Genomic DNA, 14,405 nt, shown 5'->3' with positions numbered 1-14,405 from the left:
CGGTACCTCAGGCCCCCTTGGCCGCGGTGCGGACCAGGACGAGGCCGCCGTTCGGACCGGGAACCGCGCCCTTGATGAGCAGCAGACCCTTCTCCGCGTCAACGGCGTGGACGGTCAGGTTCTGGGTGGTGACGCGCTCGTTGCCCATGCGACCCGCCATGCGGAGGCCCTTGAACACACGGCCCGGGGTGGCGCAGCCACCGATGGAACCGGGGGAGCGGTGCTTGCGCTGGGTGCCGTGACCGGCGCCGAGACCACGGAAGTTGTGGCGCTTCATGACACCGGCGAAGCCCTTGCCCTTGCTCTTGCCGGTGACGTCGACCTTGACGCCCGCCTCGAAGACCTCGGCGGTGACTTCCTGGCCGAGCGTGTACTCGGAGGCGTCAGCCGTACGGATCTCGACGAGGTGGCGACGGGGGGTGACGTCGGCCTTGGCGAAGTGGCCCTTGAGGGGCTTGTTCACCTTGCGCGGGTCGATCTCGCCGAAGGCGATCTGGACCGACTCGTAGCCGTCGACGTCGTTCGTACGCACCTGGGTCACGACGTTGGGGCCGGCCTTGACGACGGTGACCGGAACAACACGGTTGTTCTCGTCCCACACCTGCGTCATGCCGAGCTTCTCGCCCAGGATGCCCTTGATCTGCTTAGCCATTCTCAGATCACCGATCCCTAGAGCTTGATCTCGATGTCGACACCGGCCGGGAGGTCGAGTCGCATCAGAGAGTCAACGGTCTTGGGCGTGGGGTCGAGGATGTCGATCAGGCGCTTGTGCGTGCGCATCTCGAAGTGCTCGCGCGAGTCCTTGTACTTGTGCGGCGACTTGATGACGCAGTACACGTTCTTCTCAGTGGGCAGCGGCACCGGGCCCGCGACCGACGCACCCGTGCGGGTCACCGTCTCGACGATCTTCTTCGCCGAAGAGTCGATGACCTCGTGGTCGTAGGCCTTGAGCCGGATGCGGATCTTCTGTCCCGCCATGGCTACTCAGTAGTCCTGTCTCTTCTAAAGCTCGTAGGGTCTGGCCGTCCTGCACGCTTTGCTCCGACCCACGCGGTCGGGCGTGTCGCGCCTCCCGCAGAAAAAAGTCCGGTGTACGGACATTTCCCTTGAGGAGTAGACCGAGCCCCTGGCCGGTACTGCACCGCACTTCCCGAAAGATTCCCGTACGTCCGCCCCAGCGCTGCCCCCCTGGGGCAGTTAAGGCGACGAGTACTGTGGGACTCGCTTCCGGTCCTCCCGGCGGGAGGCGCACAGCATCAACACTCGACCGAGCAACCCCGCTAGTCTGCCATACGGGGCACCGGCTCCGCCAATCGAGTCGGGGAGGATACCCGGAAGGTGACGCGGCTCAAACACACGGGCAGGCCGTACCGCTTCCGGGTCTCGGAGACCGAGGAGTTCCACCTCCGAAATTTCGGAGGCGCCCCCTTCGCGAGGGTGGTCCTCTCCCCCGGCCCGCACAGGATGTTCCATCTGTACGACCCCCTGGCCGCACTCCACCTGTGCACGGTGGCCCGGGAGACGACGCGCACGTACGTGGTCACCGCCCCCGACGGCACCCACCTGGCCCGCATCACCCACCGCGAGGCCCGCTTCCTGCGCAGCCGCGCCCACTGGAAACTGACGACCCCGTCCCATGAGCACGCCCTGACGACGAGGGTCGGCACCTGGCACGGCTGGCTCCTCCACGTCCTCCTCCACCCCGTACGCCTGGCGGTCCGGATCACGCTGGCGCTCCTCCTGGAGGACGCGGACGTCCCCGACACCGACCGCCCGGCCCACGCCCGCTGGCGCACGCGGGGCCGCACGGCCCTCGCCTACCAGGGCATCCGCAAGCACTACCGCCACGACCCCCGCCGGCTGGACCCAAGGGTCGCGTACGCCCTGGCGGTCCTCCACAAACGCTCGCTACGACGCCGCTGACCTCACGGCGACGATGCCGAGATCCCCGGTGCCGAGCTGCTGCCGCACGGCGTGCTCGGCGAGGTCCATCCCGGAGCGCGTCCAACGACACCGCAGGACGCGCCGAGGGTCTCAGACGTCGATACGAGGCTCCGTGACCGAGGTGACGAAGGCGGACCAGGTCTCGGGGCCGACGTTGAAGACGGGGCTGGAGGGGAGCTTGGAGTCGCGGATGTGGATGTGGCAGGGGGTTTTGGCGATCTCTACGCAGTCCTGGCCACCGGTGTCGCTGCTGTAACTGCTCTTGCACCAGTCCAGCGCGACCTCGACGCAGGACTCGCCGTTGGTGCCACCGCTGTAGCTGCTCTTGAACCACGCCAGTTCGGAGAAGTCACCGGCGAGGGCCTTGCGGATCATGTTGCTCCCAGCAGTCGTTCGATGAAGGCCAGCGACTCCCGGGGCGAGAGGGCCAGCGCTCGGATCGTGCCATATTGCAGGTCGATGATGCGGGTTTGTTTGGGGTCGCCAGTAGGCCGTCCATAGAAGAGGCCGTCGGCACGGCACACCGACGTGGCGTCCTTGAACTTCAGCAGCTCCATCCTGCCGTCCAGCCCCGGATGAGGGTCGGAGTTGGTCGGCATGACCTGGAGGCTGACGAAGTGCAACCGCCCCACCTCCAGCAGGTGTTCGAGCTGTCGCCTCCAGGCCATTGTGCCCGCAATCTGGCGGTGCAGCGGCGCCTCCTCCACCACGAAGTGCATCGAAGGAGCCGGGTCCCGTTCGAAGACCGACTTACGTGCCATCCGTGCCGCCAGCAGCCTCTCGACCTCTTTCTCCGGGTAGGTCGGCTTGAAGGCTCGCAGTAGCGCCTCTGCGTGCTCCGGCGTCTGCAACAGCCCCGGAATGATGTTGTTCTCGTACACCCCGATCTCCTCGGCCTTGCCCTCGTTGGCCTTCAAGTCCCGCACCTTCTTGGGGTATGTGACCTTCCGAACGTTCTCTTTGAGAGCCGTGATCGTCCCCTTGGCCTCCAGGACCCGGTCAGCGACATCGAGAAAGTCAAGGTTGGGAATCCGGTCCCCACGCTCCAGCTTGTAGACCATGTCCTCGCTGTAGCCGACCTTCCGGCCGAAGTCGACTGCCCTCATTCCCCTGATCTCGCGCCACGTCCTGATCTGCACCCCAGCGGTTTCGAGGACTTTCTTCCCCCACTCGTCGTCCGGATCGAGCGCCCAACCCGGCTCATCGTCACCGTTGTTGCCCTCGCCCTGTGGTCCCGTGACCTCTTCCACCGACAAGCCCGCCTTTCGCTCCGCACTGTGACTCCCCCGCGACGCGTAGTACCCACATCCCCCCATAGACCCCCCAAGACAGGGCAGGACAACGGCAAGACAGTCACCGTACGCAGTCATGAAGTCACTGTTTACGGTAGCCAGAAACCCCCACGCTGAGTGACGTGAACGAACAAACTCCCCCTCCAGCCACCCCACCCCTCAGCTTCCACGTCCAGCTCTCCTCCACCCGCAGAGGCGCGCGGCTGGCAAGGCTGCTCTGTACCGAACAACTCCGGTCCTGGGGGCTCCCGTTGGACCCGGCCCGGCAGATCGTGGCGGAGCTGGCGCTGAACGCGGCGACGCATGGCCGGGTGCCCGGCAGGGACTTCCGGTGCCTGATGTACGTCGTGGACGATCTGCTGCGCATCGAGATGATCGATACGCGGGACGACCGTAAGCCCAAGGTCGGTTATCCGAGCCCCTGTTCGGAGTCCGGGCGGGGGCTGAAGCTGGTCGAGTCGCTGTCGGAGCGGTGGGGGGTGTGGTTCGGGCCGGCGCCGATGAAGACGGTGTGGGCGGAGGTCCGGGTGCGGGGTGACCGGGTCGCGGGAACCCGGGTTCCGGTGCACGAGGCCCCGGCCGGTCAAGAGGTCACCCCCTGATAGGCACGGGGGAAAGTACTTCCTGCCAGACCCCTCCAGCCTCCCGTGGGGCGGCGTCACCCGGATGGGTGACTTATGCGAACTGGGCTGGATTTCGGGGCTGTTGTCGGCCCTATGCTCACGGCAAACGCAGAGCAGACAAGTCGGCCCCCGGCGGGAGTAGCAATCCCGGCCGGGGGCCTGACCAACAAGGAAGCAGCAACTTCCCGATGGATGAAGAGAACCCTAGCGTGCGCGCGTACGCGGGTCCGCCCCTTCCCCGGCGATTCGCCCCAAGGGGTGTAACGCACGTGACCTCCCGCCACCCCTCCCACTTCACGGTGATCGGCAACCACCTCGCGCAGCACCCGGAGTTGAGCGGGCTGGCGATCGGGCTGGCGGTCCACATCCAGTCGTTGCCGACCGGCGCGAAGGTGGACATCCGCACGCTGACGGCGCGTTTCCCCGAGGGGGAGATGCGGATCGCGGCGGCCCTGCGGGAGCTGGAGACCCACGGCTACCTGCACCGCTTCAAGGAGCGGCTGCCGTCGGGGAGCGTGGTGAGCAGGACGGTGTCGTACAACCGGCCGGGGCGGGTGGAGGAGGAGCCGCCAAAGATGCAGCCGCCGGAGGAGGAGCGGCCGGAGGAGGAGCAGCCGAAGAAGCGGGAGCCGAAGCCGCCGCTCCCGGAGCCGAGGGGGACTGCCCCGGAACTGGAGGAAACGGCAAGGGTGTTCCTGAGAACCCTCCACTTGAGGGACGCCCGCCTGCTGCTCCCGGCCAAGGAGGTGACCCGCCTGACCCCGGCGGTGACGGCATGGCTGGAACGAGGAGCAACGCTCCCCACCCTCGAAAGAACCCTGACGGCCAACCTCCCCACCCGCGTGCACCACGCCCCCTCCCTCCTGGCCCACCGCCTGACGGACCACCTCCCCCCGGAGCCCCCGCCGAGGCCCGCAGCGGCACACCGCTTGACGACCTGCGAGGGCTGCGAACGAGCGCACAGGGCACCGGAGGGGACGTACTGCACGGCGTGCGGACCCGATTCTCAGGAGGCCGCCTAGCATGAAAGCGACGATCCTTGCCCCCGGGCACGAACGAGGAGCGAGCGCTATGACCATCGCACCGGACGACGCACGGCAGCAGAACGCTTCTCCTCACTACCGGGCCATGAGGGACTTCCTCGACTCCATCGACGACACCGTCCCCGGCAAATTCGAGATCACCAAGGAAGGGATCGTCCACGACATGATGGCGCCCAGCGGCCCGCACGAGGCCACGGCAGCCCGCATCAGCCGACGGCTGGAAAAGCTGCTGCCCGAGGAGTTGCTGGCCCACACCGGCACTCCCGATGTCGAGGACAAGCCCGAGGGCATCATGCGTCACCCCGACATCACGGTGATCGCCTGGGCCGACCTGAGCGCCCAGGGCTCCACCGACCCCCACGCCCTCATCGCCGCCATCGAAATCGTCTCCCGCTCCAACCCCGAGAACGACTGGACGACGAAGCTCCGCGACTACCCCCTCCTCGGCATCCCCGTCTACGCCGTCTTCGACCCCCGCACCGCCACCGGCGCCGTCTTCACCGACATCCACCCCACCCCCGAAGGCCCCCGCTACGCCACCCGCAAGGACTTCGTCTACGGCGAGGACGTGACGATCGCCGACTGGACGATCTCCACCGACGGCCTCCCCCGCTACGACCCCGAGCCCTGACAGGACCTCCCGGTCAGCCCCTACCCCTTCACCCGCCCGAACGCCGACTCCAACCCCCTCTTCAGCACCCCCGCCACCGGCCGCTCCACCCCCCGATGCACCACCCAGCTGAGCAGCAGGAACCCGGCGGTGACCGAGACGACCAGCAGCCGGGCGTCCATCTCCCCCCGCAGCCGCGCGATCACCGCCGTCCCCGCCGCGTAGTGCAGCAGATACAGCGGATACGTCAGACTCCCCGCCGTCACCAGCCACCGCCACCGCACCCGGTCCGCCCACCCCCGCGCGATCGCGACCATCGTCAGCAGGAACGCCGTGTAGATCAGCACCGCCCCCGCCCACGACGAGACATGCTCCACCCCGTCCACCCGCGACCCCAGCTCCTTCTGCCCCATCAGCCAGGACATCGCGAGGATGCCCCACAGCAGCAGATCCGGGCCGAAGCGGTACATCAGGTACAGGGCGAGCCCGGCGATGAAGTACCAGGCCCCGTCAGGGTTGACGATCAGGTCGAGCAGCGGGGAGCCGGCGGCCGGCGCGAGCATCGCCACCGCGCCCCAGCCGCAGCAGAAGACGACGACCTTGCGGTACGTGAGCCCGGACACCACCACCACCAGGAACAGCAGATAGAACCGCAGCTCCGACCAGAGCGTCCAGTACACCCCGTCGACGTTCCCCACCCCGGAGCCGGACTGGAGCATGGTCAGGTTCAGCAGCACGTCCCGCAGCTCCATCGCCTCCCACACCCCGGGCAGCAGCGTCAGCACGGCGGTCGTGAACAGCACGGCGAACCAGTACGCGGGGTACAGCCGGATCACCCGCGACACGAAGAACTGCTTCGGCGTCCGCCCCCAGCAGGACATACAGATCACGAACCCGCTGATCACGAAGAAGATCTCGACCCCGATCCACCCGTACGACGCCACGCGGAACACCGTCGGCATGATCTCCGAGACGGGCCGCCCCCAGACGGAGTTCCCCGGCCGGTCCAGCCGCGCGGTCCCCGCGTAGTGATGGACGACCACCAGCAGCGCCGCCAGCAGCCGGATGCCGTCGACGGCGTACAGCCGGGGCCGCTGGCGCACAGCGGAAGCGGGAGCGGGAGCGGCGGCGGGTACGGACGTACGGCGGGGGAAGGTGAGCCCAGTCATCGCCCGCCACCCTACGGAGCCCACAACCACCCCACAGGTAACACCAGCACCCAAATCCCCCACCCCACAAGGAAGTTGCCCCACCCCTCACCGGAACGCCCGACTCCGTTGGACAAGCCTTCACTTGACCCGGCGAACCAGAAGCGAACCCGAAGCACAGAGAAGGCCCGCACGACCGAAGTCGTACGGGCCCTCCCGATGAACTGCCTAGCAGCTCGAGATCACTACTTGACGATCTCGGTGACCTGGCCGGCGCCCACCGTACGACCACCCTCACGGATGGCGAACTTCAGGCCCTCTTCCATGGCGACGGGCTGGATCAGGGAGACCAGCATGTCGGTGTTGTCGCCCGGCATGACCATCTCGGTGCCCTCGGGGAGGGTCACGACGCCGGTCACGTCCGTGGTACGGAAGTAGAACTGCGGGCGGTAGTTGTTGAAGAACGGCGTGTGACGGCCACCCTCGTCCTTGGACAGGATGTACGCCGTGGCCTTGAACTCCGTGTGCGGGGTGACCGAGCCGGGCTTGATGATGACCTGGCCGCGCTCGACGTCCTCGCGCTTGATGCCACGGAGGAGCAGACCGACGTTCTCGCCCGCCTGGCCCTCGTCGAGCAGCTTGCGGAACATCTCGATACCGGTGACCGTGGTGGTGGTCTTCTCGGTCTTGATGCCGATGATGTCGACGGTCTCGTTGACCTTGAGGACACCACGCTCGATACGACCGGTGACGACGGTGCCACGACCGGTGATCGTGAAGACGTCCTCGATCGGCATCAGGAACGGCTTGTCGACGTCACGCTCGGGCTGCGGGATGTTCTCGTCGACCGCGTCCATCAGCTCGATGACGGTCTTGGCCCACTCCGGGTCACCCTCGAGAGCCTTGAGCGCGGAGACCTTGACGACGGGAAGGTCGTCGCCCGGGAACTCGTACTCGGAGAGGAGCTCACGGACCTCGAGCTCGACGAGCTCCAGGATCTCCTCGTCGTCCACCATGTCGGCCTTGTTCAGGGCGACGACGATGTAGGGGACGCCGACCTGGCGGGCCAGGAGGACGTGCTCCTTGGTCTGCGGCATCGGGCCGTCGGTGGCGGCGACCACGAGGATGGCGCCGTCCATCTGCGCGGCACCCGTGATCATGTTCTTGATGTAGTCCGCGTGACCGGGGCAGTCGACGTGGGCGTAGTGACGCGCCTCGGTCTGGTACTCGACGTGCGCGATGGAGATGGTGATACCGCGCTGACGCTCTTCCGGCGCCTTGTCGATCTGGTCGAAGGCCGAGGCCTCGTTCAGGTCCGGGTACTTGTCGTGCAGCACCTTGGTAATGGCGGCCGTGAGGGTCGTCTTACCGTGGTCGATGTGACCGATGGTGCCGATGTTGACGTGGGGCTTAGTCCGCTCGAACTTCGCCTTCGCCACGGGGTCCTCCTGTGGAGTGTGCTGTACGCCTAGATTGGGATCGGCGCCAGGTGATCTTTGCTGGTTGGTCCCGGACCCGGGCCATTCCGCCGCATATACGGAGGAACAGCCCGTGAGGCACCGGGGTCTAGCCTACGGCGTGGGAACGCGGAGCGTTACTCGCCCTTGGCCTTCGCGATGATCTCCTCGGCGACGTTCCGGGGAACCTCGGCGTAGGAGTCGAACTGCATCGAGTAGCTTGCGCGCCCCGACGTCTTGCTGCGGAGGTCGCCGACGTAGCCGAACATCTCCGACAGGGGGACCAGGCCCCTGACGACCTTGGCACCGCTACGGTCCTCCATGGCCTGGATCTGGCCACGGCGGGAGTTGATGTCACCGATGACATCGCCCATGTAGTCCTCGGGCGTGACGACCTCGACGGCCATCATCGGCTCGAGAAGCACGGGCTTCGCCTTGCGCGCGGCCTCCTTGAACGCCTGCGAACCGGCGATCTTGAAGGCGAGCTCGGAGGAGTCGACCTCGTGGTAGCCACCGTCGATGAGGGTGACACGGACACCGGTCATCTCGTAACCGGCGAGGATGCCGAACTGCATGGCCTCCTGCGCACCGGCGTCCACCGAAGGGATGTACTCCTTCGGGATACGGCCACCGGTGACCTTGTTCACGAACTCGTACGACGTGTCGCCGGACTCGATCGGCTCGATCGCGATCTGCACCTTGGCGAACTGACCGGTACCACCGGTCTGCTTCTTGTGGGTGTAGTCCACGCGCTCGACGGCCTGACGGATCGTCTCGCGGTACGCGACCTGCGGCTTGCCGACGTTGGCCTCGACCTTGAACTCACGGCGCATCCGGTCGACCAGCACCTCGAGGTGCAGCTCGCCCATACCGCCGATGATGGTCTGGCCGGTCTCCTCGTTGGTGTGGACCTGGAAGGACGGGTCCTCCTCCGCGAGGCGCTGGATCGCGACGCCCAGCTTCTCCTGGTCACCCTTCGACTTGGGCTCGATGGCGACCTGGATGACCGGCGCCGGGAAGTCCATGGACTCCAGGATGACCGGGTTCTTCTCGTCGGCCAGCGTCTCACCGGTGGTGGTCTGCTTCAGGCCCATGACGGCGACGATGTCGCCGGCGCCCACCGACTCGATCTCCTCACGCTTGTTCGCGTGCATCCGGTAGATCTTGCCGATGCGCTCCTTGCGGCCCTTGACCGAGTTGAGCACGGCGGTGCCGGACTCGAGACGGCCGGAGTAGACGCGCACGAAGGTGAGCTTGCCGAGGTGCGGGTCGCTCATGATCTTGAACGCCAGCGCCGCGAGCGGCTCGCTGTCGGACGGCTTGCGCTGAACGATGACATCGGCGTCCTTGACGTCGTGGCCCTCGATGGCCTCGATGTCCAGGGGCGACGGCAGGTAGCGCACGACCGCGTCGAGCAGGGGCTGGACGCCCTTGTTCTTGAACGCGGTACCACAGAACACCGGGGTGATCGTGGCGCTGTCGCCGCCCTTGCCGGAGGCGATGGTGATACGGCGGACCGCCGCGTACAGCTGCTCCTCGGTGGGCTCCTGGCCCTCCAGGAACAGCTCCATCATCTCTTCGTCGTTCTCGGCGACGGTCTCGACCAGCTTGCCGCGCCACTCCTCGGCGGCCTCGGTGTGCGTGGCCGGGATGTCGACGATGTCGTACATCTCACCCTTGGTGGCCTCGGCGGACCAGACCAGGGCCTTCATGCGGACGAGGTCCACGACACCCTGGAAGTCGGCCTCGGCACCGATCGGGAGCTGCATGACGATCGGGACCGCGCCCAGCCGGTCGACGATCATGTCGACGCAGCGGTGGAACTCGGCACCCGTGCGGTCGAGCTTGTTGACGAAGCAGATGCGCGGCACGCCGTAGCGGTCCGCCTGACGCCATACCGTCTCGGACTGGGGCTCCACGCCGGCAACACCGTCGAACACCGTCACGGCGCCGTCGAGGACACGGAGCGAACGCTCCACCTCGACGGTGAAGTCGACGTGACCCGGGGTGTCGATGATGTTGATCGTGTGGTCGACGTCTTCGAGCGGCCAGTGACAGGTGGTGGCAGCAGAGGTGATCGTGATGCCACGCTCCTGCTCCTGCTCCATCCAGTCCATGGTGGCAGCACCGTCGTGGACCTCACCGATCTTGTACGACACACCGGTGTAGAACAGGATGCGCTCGGTGGTGGTCGTCTTGCCCGCGTCGATGTGGGCCATGATCCCGATATTGCGGACCTTGGCCAGGTCAAGCGAAGTGGTAGCCATAAGGCTTCAGTCTTCTCTCGGTCTCGATGTGGACTGCGACTACCAGCGGTAGTGCGCGAAGGCCTTGTTGGACTCGGCCATCTTGTGCGTGTCCTCGCGCTTCTTGACGGCCGCACCGAGGCCGTTCGAAGCGTCGAGAAGCTCGTTGAGCAGACGCTCGGTCATGGTCTTCTCGCGCCGGGCGCGGGAGTAGCCGACCAGCCAGCGCAGCGCCAGCGTGTTGGCGCGACCGGGCTTGACCTCGATCGGCACCTGGTAGGTGGCGCCACCGACACGGCGGGACTTGACCTCAAGCGTCGGCTTGATGTTCTCCAGCGCGCGCTTCAGCGTGATGACCGGGTCGTTGCCGGTCTTCTCGCGCAGGCCCTCCATGGCGCCGTACACGATGCGCTCGGCGGTGGAGCGCTTGCCGTTCAGCAGCACCTTGTTGATGAGGGAGGTCACCAGAGGAGAGGCGTAGACCGGGTCGATGATGACCGGGCGCTTCGGGGCGGGGCCCTTACGAGGCATTCTTACTTCTCCTTCTTGGCGCCGTAGCGGCTGCGGGCCTGCTTGCGGTTCTTGACACCCTGGGTGTCAAGGGAGCCGCGGATGATCTTGTAGCGAACACCGGGCAGGTCCTTCACACGGCCACCACGCACGAGCACGATGGAGTGCTCCTGCAAGTTGTGTCCCTCACCCGGAATGTAAGCGGTGACCTCGATCCCGCTGGTCAGACGCACACGCGCGACCTTACGCAGGGCCGAGTTCGGCTTCTTCGGGGTGGTCGTGAACACACGCGTGCAGACGCCACGACGCTGAGGGGAACCCTCAAGAGCGGGCGTCTTGTTCTTCTCGACCTTGTCCTGCCGGCCCTTGCGGACCAGCTGCTGGATCGTAGGCACTACTTCTCCGGTTTCTGTGTGCCGAATGGTGAAGCTAACCTGGAACACCGCCGACCCACGCGGTCGGGTGTGTCGGATCCGGCAGACCTTCGCCGCCGAGGCGGAGAAGGGGCGCGGATCGCGGTGGCCGCACGCGGCCCGTGTGCGGTGGAAAGGCACGCACAGGAGCCAGGGCACACCCCAGGCACAAGGTCTGAGCGTACCCAGCACACCGACTCCGGTCAAAACGAATACCTGCGGCACGACACGCCGGGCGCTTTCAGGCGGAGCTACGGCTGCCCTTGCGCACCGGCTCCCCCGTGTCCTGCCCTATGAAATAGCTCGGCCGGTTCTGCACCGCCGTATAGATCCGCCCCACGTACTCCCCCAGCAGCCCCACACAGATCAGCTGCACCGCCCCGATGAACAGCACCCCGATGAACAGGGACGTCCACCCCGGGACCGTCTCCTCGTACGCGTGCGCCCACAGGGTGTAGCCGATCAGGGCGAGGCAGACCAGGAAGGCCACGCCCCCGAGCCAGGTCGCGATCCGCAGCGGGGCCGCCGAGAAGCCCGTGACGCTGTCGACGGCGAGCCGGACCATCCGCCCCAGCGGGTACTTGCTGCGCCCGGCGGTGCGCGGCGCCCGCTCGTACGTCACCTGCCCGCTGGGGAAGCCCAGCCACGGCACCAGCAGCCGGTAGACGCGCTGCTGGTCGGGAAGGGCCTTCAGGGCGTCCACGGCGGCCCGGCTGAGCAACCGGAAGTCGCCGGCCTGCGCGGGCACGGAGGGGCCCGCGAGACGCCGTACGAGGCGGTAGTACAGGCCCGCCGTCCAGCGCTTGAACCCGGAGTCGCTGGCCCGGTCGGCGCGGACGCCGTACACGATGTCGAGGCCCTGCGCGCGGGCCAGCTCCAGCATCTCGGGGATCTTCTCCGGCGGGTCCTGGAGATCGGCGTCGAGGCTCACGACGTACGCGCCGCCCGCCCGGTCCAGACCGGCGGTCAGCGCGGCCTGGTGGCCGGAGTTGCGGCGCAGCCGGATGATCCGCAGCTCGGGCCAGCCCAGCCGGAACGCGGCCAGCAGCTCGGCCGTACGGTCGGTGGACCCGTCGTCGACGGCGACCACCTCGTACCCCGTCCCGAGCCCGTCGAGGACCGGCCGCACCCGGCTGACCAGCGCGGGCAGCGCCTCCTCCTCGTTGAACATCGGTATGACGACCGAGAGCCCGGCCGCTATGTCGTCGTCAGTATCCACGCGCCCCTCCCCAGCCTGTGGAGCGGATGTGCGACTCTGGTGCGATCTTATGCCTAGGGGGACCCTTTGATATGAGTACGGCCACCGCCACCGACCTCGCCGAGCCCGACGCCCCGCGGGCCCGGCGCCGCCTCACCGTCCCCGCCGGGCTGCGCCCGTACCTTCCCGCGCTCGGCCTGTACGGCGTCTGCAAGCTGGTCGGGCTGACCGTCTTCGCCGCGCTGCTGGAGGCGGCCGGCGACTACAAGGCGAAGAATCCGCGCTTCGGCGGGGGCGCCCACTGGTGGGACGTGCTGGGGACCTGGGACGGCTGGTGGTACCTCCAGGTCGCCGAGCACGGCTACTCCCCCGGCCCCCTCCAGCAGCTCGCCCCCGGCGGCCTCTTCACGGTCCAGCAGAACTCGGTCGCCTACTTCCCCCTCTACCCGGCCCTGATCCGCGGCATCTCGGAGGTCACCGGCCTCGGCCTGTACGGCTCGGCGATCCTGGTCTCGGTGCTGGCGTCCTTCGTGGCGGCGGCCGGCGTCTACGCGGTGATCTCGACGCTGGCCGGCCACCGCGCCGGGACGATCGCGGCGGGCCTGTGGGCGGTGCTCCCCGGCGCGGGCGTGGAGTGGGCGGTCTACTCGGAGTCCCTGTTCGTGGCGATCGCCACCTGGACCTGCTGGTGCGTGCTGAAGCACCGCTGGGCGGCGGCGGGCCTCCTGGCCTTCGTGGCGGGCCTGAACCGCCCCACGTCGGCGGCGCTGATCGGCGCGGTCGGGCTGGCGGCGATCGTGACGCTCGTACGCCCGCAGACCCGCCGCGAACACGGCGTCGCGGGCCCGGTGTACGCGATGGTCGTCGCCCCCCTCGGCCTGCTGACCTACGTCACCTGGGTCGGTGTCGGTGCCGGTGACCTGACCGCCTACTTCCGGCTCCAGAAGGAGGGCTGGGCGCACTACTTCGACTACGGCTCGTACACCCTGGACGTGCTCGGCAACACCGCGATCGGCAAGAACAACTACCTCTTCGCCGTCAGCGTGCCGGACATGCTGGCGGTCCAGGTGGTTCTGCTGCTGCCGTTCCTGATCGCGCTGATGCTGCGCAAGAAGCCGCCGCTGGTCCTGGTCGCGTACACGCTGGCGTCGGTCATCACGGTCCTGGGCACCCAGCAGATGTTCTCGAACACCCCGCGCTACCTCCTGCCGGTGTTCCCCCTGCTCCTGGCCCCGGCGGCGGCCCTGTCCCGCCTGAAGTGGCCGAGCCTGGCGGTGCTGTTCGGGACGGCGGCGCTGGCGTCGGGCTGGTACGCGCACTACCTGATGTTCGAGCTGGGGATCCCCTAGGACGACACCTCCAGCAGGATCGCCAGCAGGATGAACGCCGTCCACCCCGCGACCGACAGCCACCCCAGGATCAGCCCGGCCAGCGCATAGCCGTCACCGCCCTGGCCGGTGCGGCGGATCTCGGAGCGGGCGGAGTGGCCCAGGATGACGGCGGGGACGCCGGTGAGGCCGGCGGTCATCGTCGTCAGGACTCCGCAGACCAGCGAGCCGACCGCCTTGTTGTTGGTCGGCGGCGGGGCCGGCAGGAAGGTCCGGGGGACGTAGGGCTGCGGGGGCTGGGGCGCGGCGAACTGCTGGACGGGGGCCGGCCCCTGGGGCAGATCCGCGACGATCAGGCTCAGCTCGCTGATCGTCCGCGCCTGATAGACCCGGGCCGTCCGCTTGTCCAGCTCGTCCTGCTGCAACCGCCCCTCGCTGAACCCGGCCCGCAGCACATCGACGGCCCGCTCGCGGTCGGCGTGCGAGGCGAGCATCGACGGCTGCTGGCCTCCTTGCCACGGCTGCCATGGAGTCGGATAGGACACTGGCACCTCCCCCGGGACGGCACTTCGGGTTTCCCCCCACATCATCCC

General features: G+C 67.7%; 16 protein-coding genes. 5 read left to right on the top strand and 11 right to left on the bottom strand.

Going from position 1 to position 14,405, the window contains the following annotated elements:
- Positions 1-7 precede the first annotated feature (7 nt).
- Together rplC and rpsJ are read right to left on the bottom strand one after the other, a co-directional pair.
- Positions 8-652, bottom strand: a complete 645-nt coding sequence (rplC, locus tag ACYUD3_RS31505; RefSeq protein WP_030571197.1) for a 50S ribosomal protein L3 — start codon at positions 650-652, stop codon at positions 8-10.
- A gap of 17 nt (positions 653-669) precedes the next feature.
- Positions 670-978, bottom strand: a complete 309-nt coding sequence (rpsJ, locus tag ACYUD3_RS31500) for a 30S ribosomal protein S10 (protein WP_003948644.1) — start codon at positions 976-978, stop codon at positions 670-672.
- Positions 979-1,338: 360 nt separating this feature from the next.
- On the opposite strand from rpsJ, the gene ACYUD3_RS31495 reads away from it, so the two are divergent.
- The gene (locus ACYUD3_RS31495) at positions 1,339-1,923 is read left to right on the top strand and encodes a hypothetical protein (protein WP_470977333.1); all 585 of its coding nucleotides are present in this window, start codon (positions 1,339-1,341) and stop codon (positions 1,921-1,923) included.
- Between the two features lie 111 nt (positions 1,924-2,034).
- Here ACYUD3_RS31495 and ACYUD3_RS31490 read toward each other — a convergent pair whose 3' ends face one another.
- Positions 2,035-2,319 (bottom strand): DUF397 domain-containing protein, encoded by a 285-nt coding sequence (locus ACYUD3_RS31490; protein WP_470977330.1) that lies wholly within the window; start codon positions 2,317-2,319, stop codon positions 2,035-2,037.
- Positions 2,316-3,194, bottom strand: coding sequence for a helix-turn-helix domain-containing protein (locus ACYUD3_RS31485; protein ID WP_470977327.1), 879 nt, complete (start codon positions 3,192-3,194; stop codon positions 2,316-2,318). Before ACYUD3_RS31485 ends, ACYUD3_RS31490 begins: the two co-directional genes overlap by 4 nt.
- Before the next feature lie 164 nt (positions 3,195-3,358).
- Between ACYUD3_RS31485 and ACYUD3_RS31480 the strand changes: the two genes are divergently transcribed.
- The 3 genes from ACYUD3_RS31480 to ACYUD3_RS31470 all read left to right on the top strand — a co-directional run bounded on the left by ACYUD3_RS31480 (position 3,359) and on the right by ACYUD3_RS31470 (position 5,533).
- Positions 3,359-3,838: an ATP-binding protein gene (locus tag ACYUD3_RS31480; protein WP_470977324.1), complete on the top strand. Its 480-nt coding sequence runs from the start codon at positions 3,359-3,361 to the stop codon at positions 3,836-3,838.
- Between the two features lie 290 nt (positions 3,839-4,128).
- On the top strand, positions 4,129-4,881 hold the full coding sequence (locus tag ACYUD3_RS31475) for a helix-turn-helix domain-containing protein (protein WP_470977321.1): 753 nt from the start codon (positions 4,129-4,131) through the stop codon (positions 4,879-4,881).
- 49 nt (positions 4,882-4,930) lie between these two features.
- Complete coding sequence (locus ACYUD3_RS31470; RefSeq protein WP_470977318.1) at positions 4,931-5,533, top strand: Uma2 family endonuclease; 603 nt, start codon at positions 4,931-4,933, stop codon at positions 5,531-5,533.
- A gap of 20 nt (positions 5,534-5,553) precedes the next feature.
- Here the strand turns inward: ACYUD3_RS31470 and ACYUD3_RS31465 are convergent, their stop codons facing one another.
- From ACYUD3_RS31465 to ACYUD3_RS31440, 6 genes are all read right to left on the bottom strand, one after another.
- On the bottom strand, positions 5,554-6,681 hold the full coding sequence (locus tag ACYUD3_RS31465) for an acyltransferase family protein (RefSeq protein ID WP_470977315.1): 1,128 nt from the start codon (positions 6,679-6,681) through the stop codon (positions 5,554-5,556).
- A 224-nt stretch (positions 6,682-6,905) separates the two neighbouring features.
- Positions 6,906-8,099, bottom strand: a complete 1,194-nt coding sequence (gene tuf, locus ACYUD3_RS31460; protein ID WP_470977312.1) for an elongation factor Tu — start codon at positions 8,097-8,099, stop codon at positions 6,906-6,908.
- A gap of 155 nt (positions 8,100-8,254) precedes the next feature.
- A complete protein-coding gene (gene fusA, locus ACYUD3_RS31455; protein WP_470977310.1) occupies positions 8,255-10,384 on the bottom strand; it encodes an elongation factor G in 2,130 nt (709 codons plus the stop codon).
- Positions 10,385-10,423: 39 nt separating this feature from the next.
- Positions 10,424-10,894 carry a 30S ribosomal protein S7 gene (rpsG, locus tag ACYUD3_RS31450; RefSeq protein WP_355869282.1) on the bottom strand — a complete coding sequence of 157 codons (471 nt, stop codon included), beginning with the start codon at positions 10,892-10,894 and terminating at the stop codon, positions 10,424-10,426.
- A 2-nt stretch (positions 10,895-10,896) separates the two neighbouring features.
- A complete protein-coding gene (gene rpsL / locus ACYUD3_RS31445; protein ID WP_003948652.1) occupies positions 10,897-11,268 on the bottom strand; it encodes a 30S ribosomal protein S12 in 372 nt (123 codons plus the stop codon).
- A gap of 259 nt (positions 11,269-11,527) precedes the next feature.
- Entirely contained in the window at positions 11,528-12,505 is a 978-nt protein-coding gene (locus ACYUD3_RS31440) for a glycosyltransferase family 2 protein (protein ID WP_470977307.1), read from the bottom strand.
- 71 nt (positions 12,506-12,576) lie between these two features.
- On the opposite strand from ACYUD3_RS31440, the gene ACYUD3_RS31435 reads away from it, so the two are divergent.
- Complete coding sequence (locus ACYUD3_RS31435; RefSeq protein ID WP_470977304.1) at positions 12,577-13,833, top strand: hypothetical protein; 1,257 nt, start codon at positions 12,577-12,579, stop codon at positions 13,831-13,833.
- On the opposite strand, the gene ACYUD3_RS31430 is transcribed toward ACYUD3_RS31435, so the two are convergent.
- A complete protein-coding gene (locus tag ACYUD3_RS31430; protein ID WP_470977301.1) occupies positions 13,830-14,306 on the bottom strand; it encodes a DUF1707 and DUF4190 domain-containing protein in 477 nt (158 codons plus the stop codon). The genes ACYUD3_RS31435 and ACYUD3_RS31430 overlap by 4 nt on opposite strands.
- Positions 14,307-14,405: the final 99 nt, after the last annotated feature.

It is taken from the genome of Streptomyces sp. AMJ-169, from assembly GCF_055597585.1.
Note: the sequence above shows the minus strand (reverse complement) of the source record. Positions and strands in the feature narration are given on the sequence as shown.